Genomic DNA, 24,758 nt, shown 5'->3' with positions numbered 1-24,758 from the left:
TCTCATTGGGTTAATTTCCAGCAGAGTCTGAAGTCGGTTGCTGTACGACATTTACCCTAATATACAAAGTCGAATTTTGCGAAAACTGGTTACCTGCACGAATAATTTGGGTCGAAGAATCGACAGGGTCGCTACCTTGCGGACTTGCCAAAGGAACCCATTTATTTAAAGGTACCATAACCGTCGTCATAACCTGTTGATTATCAAATTGCTGATTAACAACGGGGTTATCTTGTTCGCGAATACGGCGCACTTTTAACTTTACTTGTTGCCCTTGTAGAGTTGGTTCAACCAACAAACCATCCTGAGTTAAGCGTCTATCATAGGAGACACCAGCGCCCCAGAAACCAATACCAGCAGAGCTTAAAACTGGCTGATCTGCTCCTGTACTCACAAAGGCGGATTCGCCATTCATGACCGTTACAGATTGACGTTGTCGTTGATCTGAATGCGAGGGAGTGGTGATGGTAATTGTGTTCTCGTCATTTTGACTTAACCAATCTGGGTCGCCTTGATAAATGCTAATTTCAAAAGTAACAGGCGGCTGATCAAGTTTATGTAAAACCGCGCGTAACTGAGTCAAAGTGTCAGGCGTTACTTTAACGATCAAGGTTTGTCCAGAACCACTGATTTGCTCCCCTGCTCCCAATAAAGGCTGGATCAGTTGAATCATGTGATCTGCATTTTGATACTGCAGTTGGATTACTTTAGTAATCATTGCTGACTGCGCAAAAGCAGTCGCCACGATAAACATCCACGCGAAGATCCATTTCTTCATTAGCACACTCCCTGTTAAGTGCTTGTAATCATTCATTTCAAGTGTAGCAGAAATAATACCCATACTACCTGAATAGGTATAAACATGTTTTGTTCTGATCAAAGTTTGGTTATAATCGCCAAAATCTTCTCTTATAACGATGTGTATTTAAAATGGGTAGCATATTTAATATGTTCGGGCCATCGCCTATTCGGCCCATTGAACAACACATGCGTAAAGCACACAATTGCGCGAAGCAACTTGATCCTTTTTTTGAAGCCGTACTTGTACAAGATTGGAAAACCGCTGAAATCATAAAGAAAAAAATATGCGAACTCGAGAAAGAAGCGGATGTCATTAAACGCGATCTGCGACTGCATTTACCCACCGGCTTATTTCTTCCTGTATCTCGTACCGATTTACTCGAGCTATTAAGTGCTCAGGATCGCATTGCCAATAAAGCCCAGGATATCGCCGGCCTTATCGTTAGTCGACAAATGATTATTCCTGATAGTCTCGCGCCTGTGATTAAAACTTTTTTACATCGATGCTTAGATGCGTCTAAGCAAGCCTGTAAAGCAATTAATGAGCTAGATGAATTACTTGAAAGTGGTTTTCGAGGCAGTGAAGTGAAAATCGTTGAAGAAATGATTATGACACTTGACGAAATTGAACACGATAGTGATGAAAAATTAGCTGATATTAGACATCATATTTTTGAGCTGGAAAAGGATTTACCTGCAATTGAAGTAGTTTTTCTCTACAAACTAGTTCAATGGATTGGTGACTTAGCTGATCATGCCCAAACAGTGGGCGGTCGGCTCCAAATTCTCATTTCCAGGTAATAAATTCCATGGATTATACGTTTATATTGCTTCTTGTTGCTATTGCCTTCTGCTTCTTAATGAATTGGGGAGTAGGCGCAAACGATCTCGCTAACGTAATGTCTACGACAATGGGCTCAAAAGCGATCACTGTACGCCAAGCGATGATTATTGCGGTGGTTTTTGAGTTTGCAGGGGCTTTTCTTGGTGGCAGTGGCGTCACTGAGACTATGCGTGATGGTATTATTAATACGAGTCAATTATCTAATCAACCGGTCATTCTTATTGAAGGAATGCTTAGTGTTTTGCTGGCCTGTACAATCTGGATGAATCTTGCAAGTTATTTGGGCGTCCCTGTTTCCATCACTAATGCGTTAGTCGGTTCGATGGTCGGTTTTGGTGCCATGGTATTAGGTACTGATACGATTCATTGGCAACAGGTTTCACGCATCGCCATGGGCTGGATTACTTCTCCTCTCATTGCTGGAGTAACCGCTTATGCCCTTTTTGTGAGTATTCAACAAACCATATTCATAAAATCTGATCCGCTGCGAAAAGCTAAAATATATATTCCCATCTATCTTTTTTTGGTGGGCACTATTCTGTCGTTCATTACTGTGTTTAAAGGATTAAAGCATTTTGATATTCACCTGAATTTAAAACAAGATTTGGCAGTTACACTTGCTACGAGTATTTCTATAACCATCATTGGCATGATTTTTATTAAACGTATCCCAGAAATGCCTAGAATCAGACGTCGCGAGCGTTTCCTTCAAGTCGAAAAATATTTTGCCGTACTTATGGCATTAACCGCCTGTGCGATGGTTTTCGCTCATGGTTCAAATGACGTTGCTTTAGCAGTAGGCCCCTTAACTATCATTCATAGTTTAGTAATGCAAACAAATCAGCCAATTGGCGCCAGTAATTATCCCGCATGGATTATTTTGCTGGGTTGTTCGGGCGTAATAGCTGGTTTCTTAATGTATGGCAGAAAAGTGATTGAAACCGTGGGCTCTGCCATCACTGCTTTAACACCGAGTCGGGCTTTTGCCGCTACTCTCGCAGCCGCGACGACAGTCGTAGTTGCTACTAGTACAGGAATTCCTGTTTCAGCAACTCAGACCTTGGTAGGTGCAGTATTGGGCGTAGGTTTAGCACGGGGTATTGGTGCTTTAAATTTGCGTGTGATTCGCAATATCTTTATGTCTTGGATCTTAACCTTACCGCTTGCTTCTTTGTTAACGATTTTAGCTTTTAAAGTATTGCATTATCTTATTGGATAAAATTTCTTAGGATAAAAAAGCGATAGAAAAAAATCAGTATCTTCAGCTAGGGGTATTTTTATTACTCAAGACAATACAGTTTCTTCCTTGATTTTTAGCTTGATAGAGCGCTTTATCAGCCTCTTTGATCAACGAAACCGCTTCGCTCTCACCGTTTTTTAGGTAGGTAATGCCTGCGCTAAAGGTCGCATTAAACTCTAGATTTTGTTCTTTAAAAGGGTAGAGATTAAAATGGATACGTAGTTCATCGCAAATGGTTATTCCATCTTGAGGAAAAGTACCAGGCAGTATGAGCAAAAACTCTTCACCCCCATACCTGCCGATTATATCTTGATTACGTAAATACATTAAAAAGAGATTAGACAATTGTTTTAAAACTCTGTCCCCCACCGGATGGCCATAACGATCATTAATTTCTTTAAAATGATCAATATCAATCATAATTAAAGTTAACGGACCTTTCCTTTGTTTGGCTCGCGCAATCTCAATTTCTAATTGCGCTAAAATACTTGAATGGTTAAGTAGCCCCGTCAAACTATCGGTTCTCATATAGTAATTTAAAATACTCGCTCTCTTAGCGCGAGAACGCACAGAAGAAATTAAATGGTTAGGCGAAACAGGTTTAGAGAGAAAATCATCGCCGCCCAGGCTTATAGCAAATAAAATTTTGTTACGATCACCTTCTGTAGAAAGATAAATAATGGGTATCTTAGTGTAACTTTTTTCTTTACGCAGTATGGCAGCAAGCTCCAATCCAGTACAAACTGGCATATAAATATCCATTAAAAGTAAATCCGGTTGAAACAATTTCAACTCATCTAATAATTGCATGGGATCAGATAGGGTATGAGTAACCATTCCTGCTTTAGTTAAAATTAATGAATAATATTCAGCAAGCGCTTCAGTATCATCAACAATTAAAATACGAAATGACTCCGTCACCGCACTACATTTACTCAAGAAGACCTGAGCAAAATAACTAGTATCGACAGGAAGTTGGAAAAAAGCATCGCATCTTGCGCGAACAGCGAGCAACCTAGGGAGCAGTTCCGCATTGGGTATAAAGCAAAATAATTGAATAGGGTGCTCGCTATATTGGCGATTACTGAGAAAATCGATAGCGTCATTATCTAGGTAGTTGCTATTGATGATAATAGCAACTGGGGGATCTTCTTTGACTTTCACGATTAGATCCGCTGCTGAATCTAAAATGGTGGGATAAAATCCCATATTGTTTAAATGGTCACAAAGATCATTAGCGAAAGACTTGTCCTGTTCTAAAAGATAAACTAACTTACTACTCGATGGCAGCATGCCTAACGTCTCTGAGGGAACATCTGGATTTTCTAAGTAAGTTGTTTTTAGTTGGGCTAAATAAGAAGAAAGCGCATTTTTTTCAACATCGGTTGCTTCTTTATCAAGCGGCATATTTTTTAAAAAAACCTCTGCCTTTCGTGCGAGTTTGCATAATTCCGAATAACCATAAGTCCCCGTTGAACCACATAAACTATGGACATCACGATGTAAGGTCACCAATTTTTGTGGATCCCATCGATCAAGAATTTCCTGCCATTGTGACTGAATAGAATTAAGCTTCGTTGGTAAATTTCTTCTATAGCGCAGCATTAAGTTATTCAGCTTATCCTGTACCTTATTATCCATAGTACTTATCCCACATTCGTTTTATATCATCGGCTAAGGTAATTGGATCGAAGGGTTTATGAATAACATCGATTGCCCCAATCGATTTATATTCTTCAATTTCATTGGGTTGGATTTTAGCTGTCATAAAAATAGCCGGTATATCAACCAAATGAGATATCTGCCTGATTTCGCGCAATGCTGATGGACCATCCATTTTAGGCATCATGACATCAAGTAAAAACAAATCAGGTTGAAACTCTTTAATCGCCTCCAACACTTCATAGCCATTTAAACAATATTTAACTGTAAAAGTGCCGATATCTTCTAAAGCAACCTGGGCAATAACACGAATATCCTCTTCGTCCTCTGCATAGATGATTTTTTGTAGCTCTTTATTATTCATAGTTCTCCCTTGACGTTATATCAAGTTCATAATTGTGCTTAGCAATTTTTCGTTATTTGAATTTGATTTAACTAAAGCTTGGCTTACATACTGTGCATACTGGTTACTTAGCTGCATGTCTGAAAAAACAAGAACTGGCGTTTTGTATTGAGCTAATAATGGCAAAATATCTACTCCATTCCCATCCGGTAAGAGCAAATCAAGTATAATAAGGTCATAGTTTCTTTGCGCTAGCATTTTCTTGGCCTGTCCCAAAGAAGTTGCCGTGTAAAGTTTGGCATGCTCTTCGAGCAAAACTCCTACTACATGTTGTGTATCTTCATTATCTTCAACATGTAAAATGATCGGCAAATGGTCAGTGCCCTGCGGTTTTAATTTATTAATGACTTGCAATAAACGTTTCAAATCAACAGGCTTATCCACCCAATCAATTACCGAAACGGCATCACCGTTTAATAAGATTTTCCCGGTTTGGGAAATGATTGATAAAACGATAATCGGCAAATCCCGTGTTTTTTGGTCGACCCGTAACTCTCTGATTAAAGAAATACCGTCTTGATCAGGAAGTATCAAATCCAATAACATGGCTTGATACTCTTGATGCCCCAATTTTTCTTTTGCTTGTCTAGCCGTGAAAGCAATATCGACATTAAAACCGGCAGATTCTAAAAGTGCCTTCAAATAATCCGCTTGATCTTGATCATCCTCACAAATTAATAAACGTTTCGTGGAGGTTGCGCCTTCGTGAAAATGAAAAACTTCACTTTCAGGAGAAGAGGCAACCAGCGGCAAATCAAAATAAAAGGTACTGCCTTGATTGGGTTCACTCTGAAAATTAAGAGTACCACCCATTTTTTCAATGATACTTTTGCTAATATTCAGCCCTAAACCAGTACCTCCTTTTCCTCGGGTATCTGAAGAGTCCGCTTGGGAAAATTTCTGAAAGATTCGGGGTTGGAACTCGAGAGGAATGCCTGCTCCTTTATCTATGACAGATACTCTCGCTGCCTCCTCTAGCTTTTTAACTTCGATAGTTACTATTGCATTTGGCAGTGAAAACTTGCAGGCATTTGATAAAAGATTAGCAAGCACTTGCATCAATCGGCCTGTATCAACGCTCACTGTCAATCTTTCTTGGGGCTGTATTATCTGAAAAGAAATGGAATATTTTTCCGCATACATTTTATTTGCATCGACTGCTTCGTTAATCATATCCATGAGGTACATATTTTTAAGCTGGAACTCCATTTTGCCTGCTTCAATTTTCTCGATATCTAAAATATCATTAATCAGCAACAGTAACCGTTCACAGTTATTGTTTGCAATTTCTAGCAGTTTTTGTGCTTTTTCTGTAAAACCACCCATGTATCCACTTGTCAATAATCCCAAAGAACCTCGAATTGAAGTCAGAGGAGTACGTAATTCATGGCTGACAATAGAAACAAATTCGTTTTTGAGCTTTTCAGCTCGTTTCAATTCGGTAATATCATGGGTAACTATCACTGCACCGAGTGAGCGACCCTCTTTATTAATAATAGGTTGACCATCGATAATCACATCGATAGTTTCATCATTTTTAAACTTCACGATCATGGGTAATCGTTGTATTATCTCGCCATTAAAAACTCGTCTGAGTGGATATTGATCTTTTGGAAGTGGTTTGTGATCAGGGGTCGATAGTTGATAATATTTGTACATTTTTTCGACGTTAAGCAGCGATTTGTCGATACTAAAATTCTTTTGAATTGCATTATTTAAAACAGTAACTTCTCCTTTTTCGTTACAGGCAATAATACCATCTTCCAAATTATCCAACATGGCGTTTAAAAATTCTTTTTCGTTTTGCACAGCATCGATCATTTTTTTATAGTAGCTAGAAACTATTAATGCAAGGCTAATGATGAGCGCGCTAACACCAGCGATGAAAAAAGCAAGGTAATTAGGCTGAATGACTTGATTTTGATCTGGCATCAAATGAGTGGGTGATGGCGTAAAAATTGAAGCCACCATACCAGTATAATGCATTCCGCAAATCGCCAGCCCCATAATAAGAGCACTAACCATTTTAAAATAGACTTGCTTTTGAGCTGCAAAGCGGTCGCTTTCTAAAGCTAACCATAACGCAACTTCGGCTGCGACTATCCCAATAAAAATGGAGAGAAAGAATAAGCTGGGTAGATAATGAATGATGACATGGTTTTTCATTGCCTCCATTCCCATATAGTGCATGGTTGAAATGGCAAGGCCAATTAAAAACCCTCCAAAGGCCAAATGTAAGCTGGAATAATTTTTTTTCTGGAGAATAAACAAGGCAAACCCTGAAGCGAGCATAGCCATAAATAAAGAAGCGCCCGTCCAGATTAATTCATATTCCATTGGCATAGGCAATACGAAAGCAAGCATACCGATAAAATGCATAGACCATATGCCAGCCCCCATGGTGAATGCGCCACCAACAAGCCAGTACTTTGCTGCATGTTTATTTTTTTCTTCACGCAAACGGGAAACAAGGGTTAGAGCAACATAAGAGGCTAAAACAGCGACTATATAGGATAAAATAACTAGACTTAAATCATAGTATCCTTCTAATTTATTCCCGGGTATAGGTTCAAGTTGAAACCAGTCCTGTAGAAAACTCATTAAAATACATCCTGTATAAGAGAGCAATTTCTTAGTATATATCTTTAATATATATTGAACAAAAAGCTTGGTAACAGGTATATTTGAATAGTTAAATGCAGTTAGGTCTGCTAATTGATTAACTGCTCAAGCAAATCCACGCGGTCAAGCCAGGATTCAGGCAGTAGCAGTTGAGTGCAAAGACCCTGAGGTATCTTCACTTTTTTTGAATAATATTTCGAGCCAAAGCCAGTGTTTTACTGAACCGTTCAGCCTGAGGAGGAAGCGCCAGCGACGTCTCGAAGGCCAGTCCTGAGGCACTCGAAGGTGCTTTTGCACCAAGGCTTCGAGACAGCGCTACGCGCTTCCTCAGCCCGAACGGATCGAGCTACTGATTGGAGCAACACCTATTTTTATTCAAAAAAAAGTGACGATACCTCAGCCCAAGGACCAACACCTACCCAATAGAGATTAAAAAGCGTCCCAAATCTCGCCTTCGGAATCTTTTGGCTTCGCATGATCGCGAAGGAAAGCAATACGCTCATGCTTTTTAATTTCTTTTAACTGAGAGGCAGATTTTTCATGCGTCGCGTCAAATTCAAATAGGAACTTGTCGTAAGGGCTTACATAAGCTTTATCGATATCTTTGTTACTCATGACTTATCCTGGATAGCATATACTTAAATATCAAAATGGTAATTTTATCGGTTTTTCAGTAAAGATACCATCTATTAACTTATAAGATTATAGCACTGGGACGACATAGCCATGACAATTAAAAAAGCCGAGTTACATGTGCATCTAGAGGGAACTATTACACCTGATTTGGCCAGGAGATTGGCTAAACGAAATAAGTTAACTCTTCCAGAAGAATTAATTGTTCCCGACGGAACAAGCTATTCCTATCCTGATTTTCTTGGTTTTCTCAAAGCATTTGATTCCGTAGCTGAGGTCATTAAACAGCCGCGCGATTATTATGATATTACTTTCGAATATCTCAAAGCCAATGCTTTAGAAGGCACGATCTATGTAGAAATGATGTATTCCCCCGATCATGCCGAACGTTCAACCGGCATTTCTTCCGCAGAACACTTACAAGCTATACAACAAGCCATTGACGATGCTGAGACAAAATTTAATATTATTGGTCGTATCATTATCGTTGCCGTTCGTCATTTTGGTGTCGACGCTGTCACGAAGGTTGCAAAGCAAGCCTTAAAAGAAACGGTACCTTGCATTGTGGGTTTTGGTCTAGGAGGAGATGAAATCCATTTTCCGCCCAAATTATTTGCTAAAGCTTACAAAATTGCTGCCGAAGGAGGGCTCTTTTGCACCGTCCATGCTGGAGAATTCGCCCCAGCGAGTGGGATGCTTGAAGCCATGGAATATTTACCAATACAACGTATCGGCCATGGAGTTCAAGCCATGCATTCCATAGAAACACTCACTCAATTAAAAGAACGCAGTATTGCCTTAGAAATCTGCCCTTCCAGTAACATTGCTCTTGGCTTGTTTAAGGATATGTTGGAACATCCTTTAACTCAGCTCATGGCCGCCGGAATTCAAGTGAGTTTAGGCTCCGATGATCCACCGTTTTTTCGCACCAATTTAGCCCGCGAATACGAAAGAGTCCAACAAACTTACCTCTATTCTGACTCTAAGATGACTGATTTTACCAAGATGGCGATCAATTCATCTTTTGCAGATAAAGAAACGAAACAAAAGCTAACTAAATTGTTGATTTAGTTAGCTCATGAAACTTACACAAAGTTAAGGATTACTTTGTTCAGCTAACCAATTCTCGATTTGTCTTCTCAGTATGGGCAGGCTAACTGAACCATTTTTTAGAATTTGATTATGAAACTTACGAATATCAAATTGTTTACCAAGTTGCTTCTCAGCTAAATCTCTCAGTGTTTCAATTTCATATTTACCGAGCATATAACTGTTTGCCTGGCCAGGTAACATGATATATCGGTCTACTTCCGCTTCTATTATTGATTTATCCAGAGAAGTGTATCGCGTTAGAAAAAGGATGGCTTTTTCACGACTCCATCCCATAGCATGTATTCCGGTATCAACCACTAAGCGCGCGGCTCTTAAGGTTTCATTGGATAACATACCTAATTTAGAAACTTCATCTTGATATAAGCCCATTTTGTCAGCCAGGCGTTCGACATATAAAGCCCAGCCCTCGCCAAAACCTGAATTCCAAAGATATTTATTCAGATTAGGAAGCGATTTATCTTCATAAGTTAAAGCGATTTGAAAATGATGTCCTGGTATTAACTCATGAAATAAAGTTGCTTCTTGATCACTTCGATTACGTTGTTGAGGTTTATGAGTATTAATAAAGAAAACTCCCGGCTCCGATCCATCTTCATTAGGTGGATAATACTCACCGGAAGCTCCCGTTTTGGCTCGATAATCGGGATAGGGTTTAATTGTGCCATCCGTCTTAGGCATCAGATCAAACCAATTTGAAACCTGAGATTTTGCTCTCTCCAAGGCAGAAAAATTATAAGCTAATAGCTCTTTCTCGGACGAAAAATAATTGGCAGGATCCTTCTTGATTGCTTCAAAAATCAGTGAAATATCAGAAACACCATATTTTTTAAAACCCAGATCCGCAATTTCTTTTTCCAACTTCTCTAACAATTGAAGACCTAATTCGTGTATTTCCTTGGGTGTTTTAGCTAGGGTCGTTTCTTCTTGGATCTTCGCCTGATAGCATTGATTGCCTGCCGGCAAAGCTGAAAGTCCAATGTCAACTCTGGCAAGAGCTAGGTATTCATTTTCTAAATAATTGACATACTTAGTTAGGGCGGGATTCACTACTGTTTCGACTAAATAGTTCACTTGCTTTTTAAACCGTTGATCATTATCGCGCCGAGCGAAATCAAAAAAGGGTGATTCTTCAATTTCACTCTGTAGCATGATTTTTAGTTGAGCAAGGACGCGTTCTATTGCGGGTTTAGGAGCGGTATAACCCAAACTCAAGCCCGTTTTTAAATTATCAATTTGTTTATCAACAACGGAATTAAATGTTTGCCAACGTTTTATCGCAAGCTCTCTATTTGTAGCCGTTCCCACAGGTTGCTTCTCAGCAACTATTGCCATTTTTATATGCCAGCCCGATGCGGGATTGATATCCCAAAGTTCTTCTTTACAAATTCTACTCGCCTTTTTATTTTCTAACGTTTCTATTAAGAGGAGATAAGTGATATACACTGGCGAATTTCGTAAAGAAACCTCATCTAACTGTTTTAAAGCCAAGAGAAAACGGTCTTCCTGTTGTTGCCATTTTTGCCTAGCCTCCAAAGAATAATCAGTGAATCGATCTTGAGCCACATTGATTCTTCCCCAAAAAAGACCTGTTTCAGGGGAATAATCAAATAAGCTATTTTCATAATCATCAGCAATTACAGTAAATTGTTTTGACATAGTTTGGGCCATTAGAGAATTAGAGGAGGCAACTAATTTTATGCTGGTTAGTAATAATAATGAATAGAATAAAAACAGAGTCAATTTTTTGTTTTGCATAACATCTAGCTTTATTTACCTAAAAACAATTGTAACACCGATGTTACAATTATTCCCCATCTTGTTATATGTCCATTACTTTCTTTATCTAGACTATTCCCTAGATACCTCAACATCGCCAAAAAGCGAGATTGAAGGTTTCTTGAGTATATTAATTGCTAGTAATTAGGAGATTAACAATGATAACTAGAACTGTGTTACTGGGTAGTGTTTTAGGTTTTGCGACTTTATTTGCCGCACCATCCTATGCCCATCACCATGCCTACCCTTCCGCTCGGCATGTCAAAGTTGACCATTTCTATCATTCCAATTATAGGAGTTATGCGAAATTCCGCCGCTGGGCTCCACCGCGTAACTATGTGGTCATACGAAGACCAGTGCCTTTCTGGTTCGGGCATCGATTTTGGTAAGCGATATAGATTGGACCTTCACTACTGGCTATCCCCGTGGCTTGACCATGGGGGCAATTTTATTAGAGCCAGAAGGAGTCTGAATAAGATCTATGGACCCCCGCGGTCGATGCCGCGGGAATTGGTTTGAGCATATAAAGAGAGATCGTAAGAGAGTTTTTACCCTACTTCTTCCATATACTGACGAAGTTTCTTCATCGCATTTTTTTCTAATTGACGCACTCGCTCAGCGGAGACACCATATTTGTCCGCTAAATCGTGTAAAGTTGCTTTATCTTCTGCCAACCAACGTTGCTGTAAAATATCTTGGCTACGCTCATCGAGGCACTCCAAAGCCATAAATAATTGCTCACGGCCATGTTCACCGCTTGTTTCTTGCTCAATTAAATGCGCAGGATCACTGTTTGGATCGTGTAGATAATGCACAGGCGCTTTGAAATCTTCATCATCGTCGTCCGACACAGGTGAATCATAAGATGCATCCATGGCATTAAGGCGCTGCTCCATAATTAACACGTCTTCAGGACTTACCCCGAGATCTCGGGCAACGGCATTCACTTCTTCGCCATTGAGCCAACCTAAACGATTTTTCATTTGGCGCAGATTAAAAAACAATTTGCGCTGTGCTTTAGTCGTTGCAATTTTAACAATACGCCAATTTCGCAGAACAAATTCATGAATTTCGGCTTTTATCCAGTGCACAGCGAAGGAAACTAAACGAACACCCATTTTGGGATCAAAGCGCTTGACCGCTTTCATCAAACCAATACTTCCTTCTTGAATCAAATCATTAAGAGGTAAACCGTAACCTAAATAACCACGGGCCACGCGCACAACATAGCGTAAATGAGCAAGCACTAGACGGCGAGCCCCTTCTATATCACCTTCATTGCGAAAGCGTTCAGCACAATCTTGTTCTTCTTCAGCGGTAAGCATCGGAATCTGGTTGACCCGATGAATGTAAGCATCCAAACTGCCAATCGGCAAATTCAATGACGCCAGCTGAAACTGCTGATTCATGCTATTTCCTCCAATAAATAAACTCATAGCACATTTATATAAGTGATCTGTTTATTATACATTAACTATAGGGTTCAATAGAAGCAAGTTGTCTCTTTACTGACAATCTAGCTCCTAACCAGCCCAAAATAGTCGATACAAAAACTAATAAATAAGCCTGTTTTACAGATAAACCGGTTATAGGGTAATGCATTTGGTAAGCGGACGCCAATTGTTTCACCGCCACAGCGAGGCTTAGCATAAAGATATTAACCAAAAACACGGCTAATATGGCCCCAGCCAAACTGTACCATATTCCAGAATATAAAAAGGGTCGAGCGATATAAGGATCCGTTGCGCCAATTAATTTTAATACTTGAATCTCTTCGTGCCGATTGTGAATCGCTAACCGCAGCGTATTACCGACAATTAATACTACCGCAGAGGCAAGCAAAGCAATCAAACCATGTGCAGTTTTACTGACAAAGCCCAGAATAGCGTGCAATCTATTAATCCATTCCATATCAAGCTTAGCTTGTTCTACTTGCGGTAAGGATTTTAAACGATTAAATAACTGTTCTATTTGCGCAGGCGAATGGATAGCGAGTGCCGGCACAACATCAATCACAGCGGGCAGCGGATTTTCCGGCAGATAACGCATAATATCATGCATTCCCTCTTGCTGTTGAAGCTCCGTAAGTCCTTCAGCAGCCGATTTTAAGCTAACATGCCCTACTCCTTCTGTTGCGCGTACACGCTCCAGAAGTGAACTTTCCTCCTCCAGTGAAAGAGGTGATTTCAGGTAAAGGGAAATATGACTACCTCGTTGCCAACCAGTCGTTAATTGATCTAGATTATCCGTAAAAACCCAAAATAGTGTCGGTAAGGTCAAGGCAATAGCAATCACCACAACAGTCATCATTGTGGCGAGAGGTTTTCTGCAGAGTAAATTAAGACTGCTACTTGCGGCTTGCAAATGGTAAGAGAGTAGCGCACGCATTTTATTTAACATACACGCCCTCCTTTTAACATAATAATGCGGTGTTTCATTCTAGCGATTAAAGCAAGATCGTGAGTAGCGATCAGAACACTAACACCAACCTGGTTAAATTGTTCAAACAACCTCATAATTTCAGCTGAAAGACTAGGGTCAAGATTTCCAGTCGGTTCGTCAGCAATAAGCAAGGCCGGTTTATGCACCACTGCACGAGCAATACCTACTCGTTGTTGTTCACCACCAGATAGATGGATAGGCAGCATTTTTTCTTTTGACAGTAAACCGACCATATCGAGCGCAGCATGGACTCGCTTGGTTATCATCACGGGATTCATTCCCTGAATTTGCAAGGGTAAGGCCACATTATCAAAAATGGTTCTGTCGCTTAATAAATTAGGTGATTGAAACGTTATTCCTAAACCGCTTCTATAAGTGGCAATATCATGTTTTTTTAAGTGAGTTAAGCGCACATCGTTGACCATAATTTGACCAGAAGAAGGCCGTTCTAGCATCGCAATCAACTTAAGCAAAGTCGTTTTCCCAGCACCAGAATGACCGGAGAGAAAAACCATTTCTCCTTTTTGCAGAGAAAAGTTAACCTGGCTTAAGGCTTCAAAGCCGCCTGGATAGCGTTTACTAACTTGGTCAAATTTGATCATCATTAAAAATTGCTCTGACAAATTGCTGTGCATCAAAGGGACGTAGATCGTCAATTGCTTCACCAACGCCTAAGTAACGAAATGGTATCCCTAATTCATTTGCAATAGCAAACAAAATTCCGCCCTTTGCGGTTCCATCAAGCTTGGTCATTGTAATACCGGTTAAACCAATGGCCTGATGAAATTGGCAGGCTTGATTAAGTGCATTCTGACCAATACTTGCATCAAGTACTAACATCGTTTCATGAGGCGCGTTCGCATCCAATTTTTGTATGACCCGCTTTACTTTTTTTAATTCCTCCATCAAGTTTCCTTGAGTATGTAAGCGGCCCGCGGTATCGGCAATGAGAATATCAATGTCTCTTGCTTTTGCTGCTTGGAAAGCATCATAAATTACTGAAGCGCTATCAGCCCCGGTATGTTGAGCGATGACAGGTATTTGATTCCGCTCTCCCCAAACTTGTAATTGCTCAACGGCTGCAGCACGGAAAGTATCCCCGGCGGCCAGCATGACTTTTTTGCCCTGTTGCTGAAATTGTTTAGCCATCTTGCCAATCGAAGTGGTCTTGCCTGCTCCATTCACTCCAACGGTTAAAATAACAAAGGGAGATTTATCAGGCGTTTCTAAGACAAGGGGCTTTTGACTGACTGAGAGAATAGTTTCTAGGCGCTTTTTCAGCTCTTGGAAAACTGCATTGCCATCTGTCAATTGTTTTCTTGCTAAGCCCTCACTCAGTTGATTCAGTATAGATTGAGATGTTTCAACCCCTAAATCTGCACTCAGCAAAATAACCTCTAACTCCTCGAGTAAAGAAGCATCAATTTCCTTTTTGCCCAGCAGCAATCGACCAATACCATCACCAAATTGCTGGCGCGTTTTGGTTAATCCACGTTTAATACGAGCAAAAAATCCTTGCTTTGGCGATTCTTCAACCGGAGCAGGTGTATGAGCTAATTTATCGTCATAATGCTGCTCTTCAGTTGGCACAGGTGAAACCTCTACAGGGGATTCTACAGGAGTATTATCACCTTGATTTCTTTTAAACCATTTTATCATAAGGTATACAAAACGAAGGAAATGTGGAATTCTATCACTTTTTTTGCTTTGGAGTTAATCTGTGCGCATTCTATTATTAATTCTTTTAGCTGCTCTGTCGTGTCAATCCTACAGTCAAGTGCAGGAATTCACTTTGGATAATGGATTAAAAGTGCTAGTAAAGGAAGATCATCGCGCGCCAGTTGCAGTATCAATGGTTTGGTATAACGTGGGATCTGCTGATGAGCCCGGCGGTATTTCTGGCGTTTCCCATGCCCTAGAACATATTATGTTTAAAGGAACTCAGAAATATCCTTTGGGTGTCTTTTCGAAAACAATTGCTGATGTGGGCGGACAAGAAAATGCATTTACTAATTATGATTACACGGCTTATTTTGAAAAAATAGCGGCTAATCAATTGCCGATTAGCTTTGAATTAGAAGCCGACCGCATGCAAAATCTATTATTAGATGCCAATGAATTTGCTAAAGAAATCAAAGTCATTCGTGAGGAGCGGCGTTTACGCACCGACGATAATCCACAGGCGCTTGCTTTCGAACGCTATCTCGCTACCGCTCATCTAACACCGCCTTATAATCATCCAGTTATCGGTTGGATGAGTGATTTGAACCAAATGACAATTAAAGATATCGAATCTTGGTATCAGCGATTTTATGCTCCTAACAATGCCACTTTAGTGGTCGTTGGTGACGTAAATCCGGAACAAGTCCATCAATTAGCTAAAAAATATTTTGGTCAGATTGGTAAACAAACGAACTATCATCGTAAGCCGCAGATTGAACCCCCTCCTTTAGGACCTAAAAAAGTAGAAATTCACGCCCCTGCACAGCTCCCGTTAATTATGTTCGGTTACCCTGCTCCTAGCACAAAAACCGCAAAAACACCTTGGGAACCTTATGCTTTAGAAATGATTGCCAGTATTCTCGATGCCGGCGAAAGCGCGCGTTTTCCTAAAAATCTTATCCGTGGCAAGCATATCGCTAGTGATGCAAACACTTATTATAATTTATACGCGCGGTATCCTACGCAATTTGTTTTCTTAGGCACGCCCTCCCAATCACATACGGTTGACGAGGTGAAAGCAGCGATACTTGATGAAATTAGGAAATTGCAAACCGAACCCATAAAACCTGCTGAATTACAACGAATTAAAACGCAAATCATCGCACAAAAAACGTTTGAAAAGGACTCCATTTTTGGTCAAGCCATGGAGATAGGTCTGCTGGAAACGATTGGCCTAGGTTGGAAAGCTGCCGATAATTATACCGATTTTATTAACAGTATTACGCCCGAGCAAATACAGCAAGCAGCGCAACGTTATTTCAACGATGATGCAATAACCGAAGCCCGATTAATTCCTTTATCTCCCGAGGAACAAGCATGAAATTCTCATCCAAATTAAAATTTTTATTTGCAGGTTTTTTAGTACTTAGCTCATCACAAACGTTATATGCCAACTCCTTTAAAACTCAGCAATGGAAGACAAGTCAGGGCGCACGAGTGGTTTTTTATCAAGCCCAAGAAGTGCCTATGCTTAACATCAGTATTGCTTTCGCAGCAGGCTCTGCCTACGATGGTAACCAATTTGGCCTCAGTACCTTGACGACTAACCTAATGAATCAAGGAAGCGCAGGAATGGATGCCACAAAAGTGGCAGAAAACTTAGCCGATACAGGCGCTCAGTTTGTCAGCGAAAACAGCCGCGATATGGTCGCTTTAAGCCTTAAAACACTGACAAACCCCAATGCCATGAAAAAAGCATTGGAAACATTTGCAGCCATTGTTACCAAACCAGACTTTCCAAAAGAGGCGTTTGAACGAGAAAAAAATCAGCAATTATTATCGATTGCTCAAACCCAAGAATCTCCCGATGACGTCGCAAATCAGCTACTGTTTAAAAAACTCTATCTAGATCATCCTTATGCCCATTCAATTAATGGGACTAAAGAGACCGTGATGGCTATGAGTAGCACTGATGTGCGCAATTTTTATAAGCGCTATTTTGTCAGTGCTAATGCCGTGATCGTGATTGTTGGCGCAGTGGATACAGTAACCGCTCATCGAGTAGCTGAACAAATCACAGCTGGCCTAGCTCAAGGACAGGCAGCTCCAACGATTCCTAAAGCGCTTCCTCTTTCTGCGGGAGAAAAGGTATCCGTTGACTTTCCTTCCTCGCAAACCATGCTGCGGCTAAGTGAAATTGGTATAGACCACCACGACCCAGCCTATTTTCCTCTGACAGTAGGAAATTACATTTTAGGGGGAGGTGCCTTGGTTTCAATCCTATCGCGTGAAGTGAGAGAAAAACGAGGTTTAACTTATGGCGTGACAAGTCAGTTTATGCCCATGCCCGGGAATGGTCCTTTTATAATTAGTCTATCTACTGAGAACAAAGAGGCGGCCACGGCATTAAAAGTCACAGAAGATACCTTAGCGAACTATCTACAAAATGGCCCAAGCGAAAAAGAACTCGCCGATGCTAAACAATATTTAATGGGTAGTTTTCCCCTATCGTTAGCATCTAATGCAAGTATAGCGAATATGTTGCTACGAATTGTTTTCTACAATTTGCCAGCAAATTATTTAGATACTTATGTTGACCGCATTAATGCAGTAACGACGGCGGAAATAAAACAAGCTTTTCAAAAACAAATTCACCCAGATAAAATGCTGGTTATTGCTGTGGGTAAAATGTGAAACAAACAGTTCGTATTATTGGTGGACAATATCGGGGAAAAAAACTTCATTTTCCCGATATTGAAGGTTTGAGACCTACTCCTGATAGAGTAAAAGAAACTTTATTTAATTGGCTCATGCACGACATTCGCGATACACGTTGTCTTGATGCCTTTGCAGGCAGTGGGGCGCTTGGTTTTGAGGCTTATTCACGTGGTGCCAAGCAGGTTGTCCTCGTCGAAGCTTCACCGAAAATTTATAGCAATCTTAAGCAAATTGCGTCTTCATTTCGTTCTCATGGTTTAACTGTAGTTAATGCGAATAGCGAAGATTATTTCCAAAAAACAAGCGAGGTGTTTGATATTATTTTTCTCGACCCGCCTTTTGCATCCAATTATCTCTCACATTGCCTTGATTTTATAGCGCACTCAAATTTGCTTCGCCAAGGCGGCTTGGTCTATCTTGAATCGGCAGAAATGCCTCATCCTGACCCCACAGTTTGGCAAGAACGAAAATCCAAGAAAGCAGGAAACGTTTATTATGGTCTTTATGAGAAATTATAATGTAACGGGGACCTTGGCCTAACGTTTTACCCAATGCGGATAATAAATTTTGGGTCAAGGCCCCACCTATATGATAAATTAGGATTTTATCCTAGCCTTAACTTAACCTTAACCTTATTCTTCTTGACAAGAAACCATGCTCCTGTTTCAATCAGAACAGTCCTTATCGATTTCAAGCCCATAAGATGATCAACAAGTTTGTCATACTAATTATTGCATCAATTCTGCTCAATGGATGTGGCATAAGAATATTTAAAAAACCACCGGTTAATGCCCCTAGTGATGATGCAACAATTAAGCTTGCTGAAGCGGCAGTCTCAGTGAGTGACTCTATGTTGGAAATGGCAAAAGTAGAAAAAGTCATTACACCGCCAAACAAAGATAATGTCTTGACGATTCCAAACGCCTATAACTTACAAGCTCGCGCCTCAGTTGATTGGTCTGGCCCCATTGAGGAATTAATTCAACGCATTGCTAAAGCAGCTCATTTTCGTTTTCGCGTTTTGGGTAAAGAACCCGCTGTTCCTGTGTTGATTGATCTTAATGTTAAGGATGAAAGCTTAGCTGAAATCTTACGTGATATTGATTACCAAGCTGGAAAAAGAGCATTCATTCACGTTTATCCTAATAGTCAAGTTGTAGAATTACGCTATGCCAAAATTTATTCTTAGCTTAACTATCATTTGTTTGGCATTGCTCGTTGCCTGCACTCGTAACCACGATGATCAACTTCCAGGTAATACTGCCTCGCTTGCTGGTTTGCAAGCAATGGCCAATGTTCAATCTAAAAAAACTAATAGAAGAAGACACACGAATAAAATTAAGGAAACGGCGCTGAGAGAAGCGGCTCTCAGTATTGGAGCCCAAGCTGGATTAGCTTGGCGGGCGAGAATGATTGATGATCAATTAACGCGATTAGCCCGTCGACTTGATGCGATTTATGATTTTAATGCACTTATTCTTGAACATAATATTTTGCCGCCGGTACTGCTTGAAGGCCGCAATGCATTTAACCTTGCTGATGCTCAAACGATTCGCATTTCAAATCGCACTTATAAAATTGCTAAACAAGCCCGTTTCGTGACTACCACACCTAATTGGCGACAATATTTATGGTTGGACTATCAACAACCTGAATACCCTAACGTGGGTATGCTCCCCAAAACGAGAAGAGAAAAACAGGTTTGGAGTTATTATGTCCAAACAGGCTGGAAAAATGGTGTTGAACAAGCAGCCACTATTCTCGAAGAAAGTATTGCTCGTATTAAAGAAGATTATGTGGGTATGATTTTGTATCGCAAATTGTTAGCCATGAATATGGTTTCGCCACCCTTTGTTTCTCATACTGATTTAGGAGTAACTGGGGATTCAAATGAATTACGTATCGATGATAGAGTATTACGTATTACCGCTCTACCTCTTCTGAATGTTAACCCCAAAGAATGGATTGCTCCGGTCGCTAAAGATGAAAATGCTTTAGAACAGTTCAAGAACATGGAAAAATTGGCACAAAACACTAAAATTATAATAACAAGTAAAGCATGGCAACCTGTTATAGCGCCTGTAAATACAACCGATCGTAATAAATATTGATAAATTATGTCATCAAATTCTAATTTAATGCCTGACGAGCCAACGCGTTTTACACCTGTCTTCATGGATAAAATGCTGCAGCATGCGGAAAATCTTAGCGCCTCTGATATTACCATTCAGACGGGTGAGCCGATTTTTGCGGAAGTTTATGGTAGATTGTTAAGGATAACTAACCGTAGCCTTTCTAATACTGAGCTAGGTGACTTGATTAATTCGATTTATGGGCCCAATGCGACAACTCAGTTACTCTCAGGTAAAGATATTGATACCCATTATGAATTCCGTCCGAATCGTGGAGTACGCTATCGTTATAGGGTAAATGCTACCGCCTGTTTAGTAGAAGGCCACGACGCCATCCAAATTACTTTGAGAACAATTCCAACTACACCACCTCGGTTGGAAACCATGGGGTTACCGCCGAATATCCTTGAAGCAATAGCGCCTCAAGAAGGGATAGTTTTTATCACCGGCGCAACCGGTTCTGGTAAATCGACGCTGCTAGCTTCTATTATTCGCGAACTCATCGAAACCACTGATTCAAATCGCAAAGTATTAACTTATGAAGCGCCCATTGAGTTTGTTTATGACGAGATTGAAACGGTTTCCGCAGTAGTAAGCCAATCAGAAATTCCTCGACATCTACCCGATTTTGCTGATGGCGTACGTAATGCGCTGCGACGAAAACCGCGTTTAATCATGGTGGGAGAGTGTCGTGATGCCGAAACAATTAGTGCCGCTCTTGAAGCCGCGCTAACAGGACACCCCGTTTATACCACCCTCCATACTTCAGGTGTTGCGGAAACAATGCGACGCTTGGTGACTTCTTTTGCGGGAGAGGAACGTCTTGGTCGAACAATTGATATTTTGGAAACAATAAGACTGTGTATTTGGCAAAAATTAGTACCCACCGTCGATGGAAAACGAGTTGCTCTGCGTGAATATTTGGTATTTGATGAAGAAGTTCGAGATATTTTATTAGAAGGTGATCCCAACGAAGTCACCTCAACCACCCGAAAATTAGTACGTCAGCGCGGACAGCTCATGACCGTGGATGCAAAAAACAAATTTGAACAAGGTCTTATTTCTGAGCGGGTATATAAGCTCATTATTGCTGGTACCAAAGAATATCAAAGATAATTTTTCAAATCCCGTGACTTGCCTGTTCTTGTTCTGATTCTAGCAGGGGTCTTGGCCAGCAAATTCGTCGCGGAAGCGAAACGGTTATGTGGTGGAATCTTGGGCCGGGCCAGCACCTGGGGGATCTTCACTTTTTTTTGAACAAAAATAGGTGTTGCTCCAATCATTAGCTCGATCCGTTCGGGCTGAGTCCTTCGAGAGCCTCAGGATGCTCGGGTGCGCGTAGCGTTGTCTCGAAGCCTTGGTGCAAAGAACACCTTCGAGTACCTCAGGACAGGCCCTTCGAGTACCTCAGGACAGGCCTTCGAGACGTCGCTGGCGCTCCTCCTCAGCCCGAACGGCTCAGTAAAACACTGGATTTGGCTCGATATATTATTCAAAAAAAAAGTGACGATACCTCAGGCCCAGCACCCAATATCGTTGTCTCACTCCACGACGCGATGAAAGCTTATTGCCAACCGATTAAATGCATTAATTAAAGCAACCGCGTAAGTGAGATCTGAAATTTCTTTATCAGAAAAATGAGCTTTCAATGCCTCAAACTCATGCTCAGGTATATGCGTTTCATGCACCAAAGTCACTGATTCTGTCCACGCAAGCGCGGCTCGTTCTCGCTCCGTAAAAAGAGAGGTTTCTCGCCATACTATAACCAGGTGTAAACGGCGGTCACTCTCCCCTGCTGTTTTTGCTTCGTTGACATGCATATCACAGCAGTAAGCACAGCCATTGATCTGCGAAGCACGCAAAAAAACAAGATGCAGTAAACGTTCTTCCAATCCAGAATTCATTATAGTTGCGTGAAGGGCAAGCAAGTTTTTAAAACTATCAGCGGATAATTTTTGATATTCGAGTAGAGCCTGTTTTTTCATGATGATCTTCCTTATCAATGTTCCTGAATTTGTTCAGCGCTTCAAACAATGCATTTAAATTATAGTGACTCTAATAAAAACTGCGTCATTCGTTTCTTGCCTTAATAAAATAAATGGTGTAGGATTTTTTGCCAGTTATCAACCTATCCATTTTATGTTCTTATTTTTTTTGCGTGTATTAAGTCTAATTCTCGTTGTGCAAACTTGTTTTTCATCCACCCGGTTTTTAACCATTTCTGATATTCATTACGGCAGTAAAACTATTTCGGACGAAGGCCATGATACCAATGATAGCTTATTGCAATTAGCAATGACTAAGTTCACTCAATTAACAAACGCTGTCGATTTTATTATTTATTTAGGCGATCTCCCTGCTCATGGTTATTATCCCGCCGTAGAAAAAGAAAACTATGAAAAAATTGTTTTCCAGAATTTGTATCAAGCAAATAAGACAGCAAAACCTATGTTTTATGTCGCTGGCAATAATGATTCCCTGCTTGGTAATTACCAACCTTTTTCTTCTAACGGCCGCTCTCCCCTTAGTCTTGCTGAAGATTGGAATGGGGCCTGTGCTAATTGCGAAGGCTTGATTATTAATGATGAGCATATGCATGATGGAGGTTATTATTCCACTTATGTAATGCCTAATAATGACGAAGTACTGTTGATTGCATTAAATTCGACGCAATTTGCCGATTTATCTTCTCGTTTTATTTACTATCCTAATCAAAAAAAAGATGCGTTGATGCAACTTTATTGGCTTAGTCAACAATTGTCACAACATCACGCCAAACAACTCCTTATTGCCATGCATATCCCACCTGGAAACGATTATTTAGGCAATCTCAATTGGGACCAAGCTTATTTAGAACAATTTTTGCAGTTGCTTAAATATTATCAATCGCACTATCAGCAAATTACCCTACTTACCTCTCATTCACATATGGATGAAATAAGAAAAATTAGTTTTGAACAGGCTCCCAATATCTATGCCTTTTCCACTCCTGCCATTAGCCGAATCCATTACAATAATACAGCTATGAAAATCTTTAAGCTGGATAAAAATAGCAATCTCGGTAATTTTACTACTTACTACACTCGATCCAATCAGCAGTGGCTCGATGAGCAATATACAGCCATTCATAACGAAGGTATTTTTCGTGACTGTGAAAATCTTAATTTAGCAAGCTGTTTAGATTCTTTAAATCAGGAGCAGATTTGTGCGAATATTGAAAAGGGAAAATATTACGGAGTAAAAGCTGAACAAGTAAAGAATTCCGCCTGTAGAAAAATTTATCAAATAAATTAAAAGCGGTATACTCAATATAGGTTGACAACTTAAGGATAGCGGATCATGAAAACACTCGGAATAGTCGTTTATGAAAACGCACAAGCTATGGATATTCTTGGTCCCTGGGAAGTGCTTGGTTGTTGGAAAAATACACTAAACGCCCCAATTGAGATGTATTTAATTTCCGAGCAAGGAGATGAAGTACACTGTATGAATAATATCACCCTTAAAACCCATTTCAATTTTAGAAACTCTCCCCCCATTGATTACCTTATCATTCCAGGTGGAATAGGTCGACTAAAGGAAGTACAAAACGAAAAAACCATTTCCTTCATCCAAGAACAAGCAAAAAATGCCCAGTATATTCTCTCAGTTTGTACAGGTATGTTTCTTTTGCACAAAGCAGGCCTTCTTCATAATCAATCAGTTACGACTTATTGGCGGGCTTTGTCGGAAGCCAGTTTCTTTTCAGACCTTAAAATTGTGGAAGAGCGCATTGTTAAAAGTGATAAGATTTGGTGCGCTGGTGGTATCTCAAGTGGCATTGATTTAGCCTTTGAGTTTATTAATGAAATTGCGGGCAAAGAAGTCGCGGGCAAAGTACAACTACTTTTTGAATACTTTCCTACACGGCATAACTATTGTACCCCTGAGTTACTTCACTCATTACCGGCCTATTATGGCAGTGAATATAATAACACTCAACTTCCTAAATATATTAATGATTATTTATCCAAAAATAAAAAACAAAAATAATCAAGAGATTACGGCATTTTATTAACATTTCATTTCTTATATTGAAATAATACCTAAATTTGAACTTACCTGTTTATCCAAGAAATATATTAAATCATTAGTCGTTGAAATAAGGGCTATGAATTTACTAAACTATCTATAATCACCTAAGCCATTCAGGAAAAATATGAGTACAAACTCCCCCACTAATCTATACACTACTGAAGTCACTACCATAGCTGGACAAAGAATGACTTTGGAGCCTTATCAAGGACAGGTGTTACTGATCGTTAATGTAGCAAGTCGTTGCGGCTTTACGCCTCAATATGCAGAACTTGAAACACTTTATCGTGAATTTAAAACGCGCGGCTTTAGCATACTTGCTTTTCCCTGCGATCAATTCTTACACCAAGAGCCAGGCAGCAACCAAGAAATTCAAACTTTTGCAGAAAGCTGCTTTAACATCAGCTTTCCTTTATTTGCCAAAATTGATGTCAAAGGAAAAGAACAAGCGCCTTTATTTACCTATCTTGCTAAACACATCAAAAAAAGACCTTGGAAGTTTATTCCTTGGAATTTTACTAAAATCCTCGTTGATACTCAGGGACGCGTTTTAAAACGCTATCTACCAACCACTTCGTTAAAAAAAATCCGTAAAGAAATAGAGCCCTTACTCCCCGTTAACAATTAGCAAAAATA

25 protein-coding genes are annotated in these 24,758 nt (G+C 40.1%); 13 read left to right on the top strand and 12 right to left on the bottom strand.

What is annotated here, in order from left to right:
- Positions 1–10: 10 nt before the first annotated feature.
- On the bottom strand, positions 11–778 hold the full coding sequence (locus tag Ldro_RS05310) for a secretin N-terminal domain-containing protein (protein WP_058495374.1): 768 nt from the start codon (positions 776–778) through the stop codon (positions 11–13).
- A 170-nt stretch (positions 779–948) separates the two neighbouring features.
- On the opposite strand from Ldro_RS05310, the gene Ldro_RS05305 reads away from it, so the two are divergent.
- Both Ldro_RS05305 and Ldro_RS05300 read left to right on the top strand, forming a co-directional pair.
- Positions 949–1,602 (top strand): TIGR00153 family protein, encoded by a 654-nt coding sequence (locus Ldro_RS05305; protein ID WP_193786642.1) that lies wholly within the window; start codon positions 949–951, stop codon positions 1,600–1,602.
- Between the two features lie 8 nt (positions 1,603–1,610).
- Complete coding sequence (locus Ldro_RS05300; RefSeq protein ID WP_058495372.1) at positions 1,611–2,864, top strand: inorganic phosphate transporter; 1,254 nt, start codon at positions 1,611–1,613, stop codon at positions 2,862–2,864.
- 42 nt (positions 2,865–2,906) lie between these two features.
- On the opposite strand, the gene Ldro_RS05295 is transcribed toward Ldro_RS05300, so the two are convergent.
- The 4 genes from Ldro_RS05295 to Ldro_RS05280 all read right to left on the bottom strand — a co-directional run bounded on the left by Ldro_RS05295 (position 2,907) and on the right by Ldro_RS05280 (position 8,187).
- A complete protein-coding gene (locus tag Ldro_RS05295; protein WP_058495371.1) occupies positions 2,907–4,526 on the bottom strand; it encodes a GGDEF domain-containing response regulator in 1,620 nt (539 codons plus the stop codon).
- Positions 4,519–4,911: a response regulator gene (locus Ldro_RS05290; protein WP_058495370.1), complete on the bottom strand. Its 393-nt coding sequence runs from the start codon at positions 4,909–4,911 to the stop codon at positions 4,519–4,521. The genes Ldro_RS05295 and Ldro_RS05290 overlap by 8 nt, the downstream gene beginning before the upstream one ends.
- Positions 4,912–4,926: 15 nt before the next feature.
- Positions 4,927–7,551 (bottom strand): MHYT domain-containing protein, encoded by a 2,625-nt coding sequence (locus Ldro_RS05285; protein WP_058495369.1) that lies wholly within the window; start codon positions 7,549–7,551, stop codon positions 4,927–4,929.
- A 450-nt stretch (positions 7,552–8,001) separates the two neighbouring features.
- Positions 8,002–8,187, bottom strand: a complete 186-nt coding sequence (locus Ldro_RS05280) for a CBU_0585 family protein (protein WP_058495368.1) — start codon at positions 8,185–8,187, stop codon at positions 8,002–8,004.
- Positions 8,188–8,298: 111 nt separating this feature from the next.
- Here Ldro_RS05280 and Ldro_RS05275 point away from each other — a divergent pair, with 111 nt between their 5' ends.
- Entirely contained in the window at positions 8,299–9,276 is a 978-nt protein-coding gene (locus Ldro_RS05275) for an adenosine deaminase (RefSeq protein ID WP_058495367.1), read from the top strand.
- 24 nt (positions 9,277–9,300) lie between these two features.
- Here Ldro_RS05275 and Ldro_RS05270 read toward each other — a convergent pair whose 3' ends face one another.
- On the bottom strand, positions 9,301–10,974 hold the full coding sequence (locus Ldro_RS05270; protein ID WP_058496066.1) for a DUF885 domain-containing protein: 1,674 nt from the start codon (positions 10,972–10,974) through the stop codon (positions 9,301–9,303).
- Positions 10,975–11,252: 278 nt separating this feature from the next.
- Between Ldro_RS05270 and Ldro_RS05265 the strand changes: the two genes are divergently transcribed.
- Positions 11,253–11,483 carry a hypothetical protein gene (locus Ldro_RS05265; protein ID WP_058495366.1) on the top strand — a complete coding sequence of 77 codons (231 nt, stop codon included), beginning with the start codon at positions 11,253–11,255 and terminating at the stop codon, positions 11,481–11,483.
- 159 nt (positions 11,484–11,642) lie between these two features.
- Here the strand turns inward: Ldro_RS05265 and rpoH are convergent, their stop codons facing one another.
- The 4 genes from rpoH to ftsY all read right to left on the bottom strand — a co-directional run bounded on the left by rpoH (position 11,643) and on the right by ftsY (position 15,195).
- Positions 11,643–12,503, bottom strand: a complete 861-nt coding sequence (rpoH, locus tag Ldro_RS05260) for an RNA polymerase sigma factor RpoH (protein ID WP_058495365.1) — start codon at positions 12,501–12,503, stop codon at positions 11,643–11,645.
- A 61-nt stretch (positions 12,504–12,564) separates the two neighbouring features.
- Positions 12,565–13,494, bottom strand: a complete 930-nt coding sequence (gene ftsX, locus Ldro_RS05255) for a permease-like cell division protein FtsX (protein ID WP_058495364.1) — start codon at positions 13,492–13,494, stop codon at positions 12,565–12,567.
- Positions 13,488–14,138: a cell division ATP-binding protein FtsE gene (ftsE, locus tag Ldro_RS05250; RefSeq protein WP_058496065.1), complete on the bottom strand. Its 651-nt coding sequence runs from the start codon at positions 14,136–14,138 to the stop codon at positions 13,488–13,490. Before ftsE ends, ftsX begins: the two co-directional genes overlap by 7 nt.
- Positions 14,125–15,195, bottom strand: coding sequence for a signal recognition particle-docking protein FtsY (gene ftsY, locus Ldro_RS05245; RefSeq protein WP_058495363.1), 1,071 nt, complete (start codon positions 15,193–15,195; stop codon positions 14,125–14,127). Before ftsY ends, ftsE begins: the two co-directional genes overlap by 14 nt.
- 61 nt (positions 15,196–15,256) lie before the next feature.
- Between ftsY and Ldro_RS05240 the strand changes: the two genes are divergently transcribed.
- From Ldro_RS05240 to dotB, 6 genes are all read left to right on the top strand, one after another.
- Positions 15,257–16,579 carry a M16 family metallopeptidase gene (locus Ldro_RS05240; protein ID WP_058495362.1) on the top strand — a complete coding sequence of 441 codons (1,323 nt, stop codon included), beginning with the start codon at positions 15,257–15,259 and terminating at the stop codon, positions 16,577–16,579.
- On the top strand, positions 16,576–17,892 hold the full coding sequence (locus Ldro_RS05235; RefSeq protein ID WP_058495361.1) for a M16 family metallopeptidase: 1,317 nt from the start codon (positions 16,576–16,578) through the stop codon (positions 17,890–17,892). The genes Ldro_RS05240 and Ldro_RS05235 overlap by 4 nt, the downstream gene beginning before the upstream one ends.
- A complete protein-coding gene (gene rsmD, locus Ldro_RS05230) occupies positions 17,889–18,434 on the top strand; it encodes a 16S rRNA (guanine(966)-N(2))-methyltransferase RsmD (RefSeq protein ID WP_058495360.1) in 546 nt (181 codons plus the stop codon). The genes Ldro_RS05235 and rsmD overlap by 4 nt, the downstream gene beginning before the upstream one ends.
- A gap of 185 nt (positions 18,435–18,619) precedes the next feature.
- Entirely contained in the window at positions 18,620–19,105 is a 486-nt protein-coding gene (gene dotD / locus Ldro_RS05225) for a type IVB secretion system lipoprotein DotD (protein ID WP_058495359.1), read from the top strand.
- Positions 19,086–20,027: a type IV secretion system DotC family protein gene (locus Ldro_RS05220; RefSeq protein ID WP_058495358.1), complete on the top strand. Its 942-nt coding sequence runs from the start codon at positions 19,086–19,088 to the stop codon at positions 20,025–20,027. Before dotD ends, Ldro_RS05220 begins: the two co-directional genes overlap by 20 nt.
- Before the next feature lie 6 nt (positions 20,028–20,033).
- Positions 20,034–21,164 (top strand): Dot/Icm type IV secretion system ATPase DotB, encoded by a 1,131-nt coding sequence (gene dotB, locus Ldro_RS05215; protein ID WP_058495357.1) that lies wholly within the window; start codon positions 20,034–20,036, stop codon positions 21,162–21,164.
- Here the strand turns inward: dotB and Ldro_RS16260 are convergent.
- The gene (locus tag Ldro_RS16260) at positions 21,155–21,331 is read right to left on the bottom strand and encodes a hypothetical protein (RefSeq protein ID WP_157066462.1); all 177 of its coding nucleotides are present in this window, start codon (positions 21,329–21,331) and stop codon (positions 21,155–21,157) included. The two genes, dotB and Ldro_RS16260, sit on opposite strands and share 10 nt — an antisense overlap.
- Positions 21,332–21,589: 258 nt before the next feature.
- On the bottom strand, positions 21,590–22,033 hold the full coding sequence (locus Ldro_RS05210; RefSeq protein WP_058495356.1) for a carboxymuconolactone decarboxylase family protein: 444 nt from the start codon (positions 22,031–22,033) through the stop codon (positions 21,590–21,592).
- Between the two features lie 64 nt (positions 22,034–22,097).
- Between Ldro_RS05210 and Ldro_RS05205 the strand changes: the two genes are divergently transcribed.
- The 3 genes from Ldro_RS05205 (at position 22,098) to Ldro_RS05195 (ending at position 24,750) form a co-directional block, all read left to right on the top strand.
- Positions 22,098–23,342: a metallophosphoesterase gene (locus Ldro_RS05205; RefSeq protein ID WP_274519109.1), complete on the top strand. Its 1,245-nt coding sequence runs from the start codon at positions 22,098–22,100 to the stop codon at positions 23,340–23,342.
- Positions 23,343–23,387: 45 nt separating this feature from the next.
- Complete coding sequence (locus Ldro_RS05200) at positions 23,388–24,080, top strand: DJ-1/PfpI family protein (RefSeq protein ID WP_058495354.1); 693 nt, start codon at positions 23,388–23,390, stop codon at positions 24,078–24,080.
- Between the two features lie 166 nt (positions 24,081–24,246).
- On the top strand, positions 24,247–24,750 hold the full coding sequence (locus Ldro_RS05195) for a glutathione peroxidase (RefSeq protein WP_083497898.1): 504 nt from the start codon (positions 24,247–24,249) through the stop codon (positions 24,748–24,750).
- Positions 24,751–24,758 lie beyond the last annotated feature (8 nt).

This window comes from Legionella drozanskii LLAP-1, assembly GCF_001467585.1.
In the GTDB taxonomy this organism is placed as follows: domain Bacteria; phylum Pseudomonadota; class Gammaproteobacteria; order Legionellales; family Legionellaceae; genus Tatlockia; species Tatlockia drozanskii.
The sequence above is the reverse complement of the archived record's forward strand: the minus strand, read 5'-3'. Positions and strand labels throughout refer to the sequence as shown.

Excerpts from the sequence above, each read along its gene's own strand:
- Ldro_RS05310 (WP_058495374.1), bottom strand. The coding sequence starts at position 778 with ATGAAGAAATGGATCTTCGCGTGGATGTTTATCGTGGCGACTGCTTTT.
- Ldro_RS05305 (WP_193786642.1), top strand. The coding sequence starts at position 949 with ATGTTCGGGCCATCGCCTATTCGGCCCATTGAACAACACATGCGTAAA.
- Ldro_RS05300 (WP_058495372.1), top strand. The coding sequence starts at position 1,611 with ATGGATTATACGTTTATATTGCTTCTTGTTGCTATTGCCTTCTGCTTC.
- Ldro_RS05295 (WP_058495371.1), bottom strand. The coding sequence starts at position 4,526 with ATGGATAATAAGGTACAGGATAAGCTGAATAACTTAATGCTGCGCTAT.
- Ldro_RS05290 (WP_058495370.1), bottom strand. The coding sequence starts at position 4,911 with ATGAATAATAAAGAGCTACAAAAAATCATCTATGCAGAGGACGAAGAG.
- Ldro_RS05285 (WP_058495369.1), bottom strand. The coding sequence starts at position 7,551 with ATGAGTTTTCTACAGGACTGGTTTCAACTTGAACCTATACCCGGGAAT.
- Ldro_RS05280 (WP_058495368.1), bottom strand. The coding sequence starts at position 8,187 with ATGAGTAACAAAGATATCGATAAAGCTTATGTAAGCCCTTACGACAAG.
- Ldro_RS05275 (WP_058495367.1), top strand. The coding sequence starts at position 8,299 with ATGACAATTAAAAAAGCCGAGTTACATGTGCATCTAGAGGGAACTATT.
- Ldro_RS05270 (WP_058496066.1), bottom strand. The coding sequence starts at position 10,974 with ATGTCAAAACAATTTACTGTAATTGCTGATGATTATGAAAATAGCTTA.
- Ldro_RS05265 (WP_058495366.1), top strand. The coding sequence starts at position 11,253 with ATGATAACTAGAACTGTGTTACTGGGTAGTGTTTTAGGTTTTGCGACT.
- rpoH (WP_058495365.1), bottom strand. The coding sequence starts at position 12,503 with ATGAATCAGCAGTTTCAGCTGGCGTCATTGAATTTGCCGATTGGCAGT.
- ftsX (WP_058495364.1), bottom strand. The coding sequence starts at position 13,494 with ATGTTAAATAAAATGCGTGCGCTACTCTCTTACCATTTGCAAGCCGCA.
- ftsE (WP_058496065.1), bottom strand. The coding sequence starts at position 14,138 with ATGATCAAATTTGACCAAGTTAGTAAACGCTATCCAGGCGGCTTTGAA.
- ftsY (WP_058495363.1), bottom strand. The coding sequence starts at position 15,195 with ATGATAAAATGGTTTAAAAGAAATCAAGGTGATAATACTCCTGTAGAA.
- Ldro_RS05235 (WP_058495361.1), top strand. The coding sequence starts at position 16,576 with ATGAAATTCTCATCCAAATTAAAATTTTTATTTGCAGGTTTTTTAGTA.
- dotD (WP_058495359.1), top strand. The coding sequence starts at position 18,620 with ATGATCAACAAGTTTGTCATACTAATTATTGCATCAATTCTGCTCAAT.
- Ldro_RS05220 (WP_058495358.1), top strand. The coding sequence starts at position 19,086 with ATGCCAAAATTTATTCTTAGCTTAACTATCATTTGTTTGGCATTGCTC.
- dotB (WP_058495357.1), top strand. The coding sequence starts at position 20,034 with ATGTCATCAAATTCTAATTTAATGCCTGACGAGCCAACGCGTTTTACA.
- Ldro_RS16260 (WP_157066462.1), bottom strand. The coding sequence starts at position 21,331 with ATGATTGGAGCAACACCTATTTTTGTTCAAAAAAAAGTGAAGATCCCC.
- Ldro_RS05210 (WP_058495356.1), bottom strand. The coding sequence starts at position 22,033 with ATGAAAAAACAGGCTCTACTCGAATATCAAAAATTATCCGCTGATAGT.
- Ldro_RS05200 (WP_058495354.1), top strand. The coding sequence starts at position 23,388 with ATGAAAACACTCGGAATAGTCGTTTATGAAAACGCACAAGCTATGGAT.
- Ldro_RS05195 (WP_083497898.1), top strand. The coding sequence starts at position 24,247 with ATGAGTACAAACTCCCCCACTAATCTATACACTACTGAAGTCACTACC.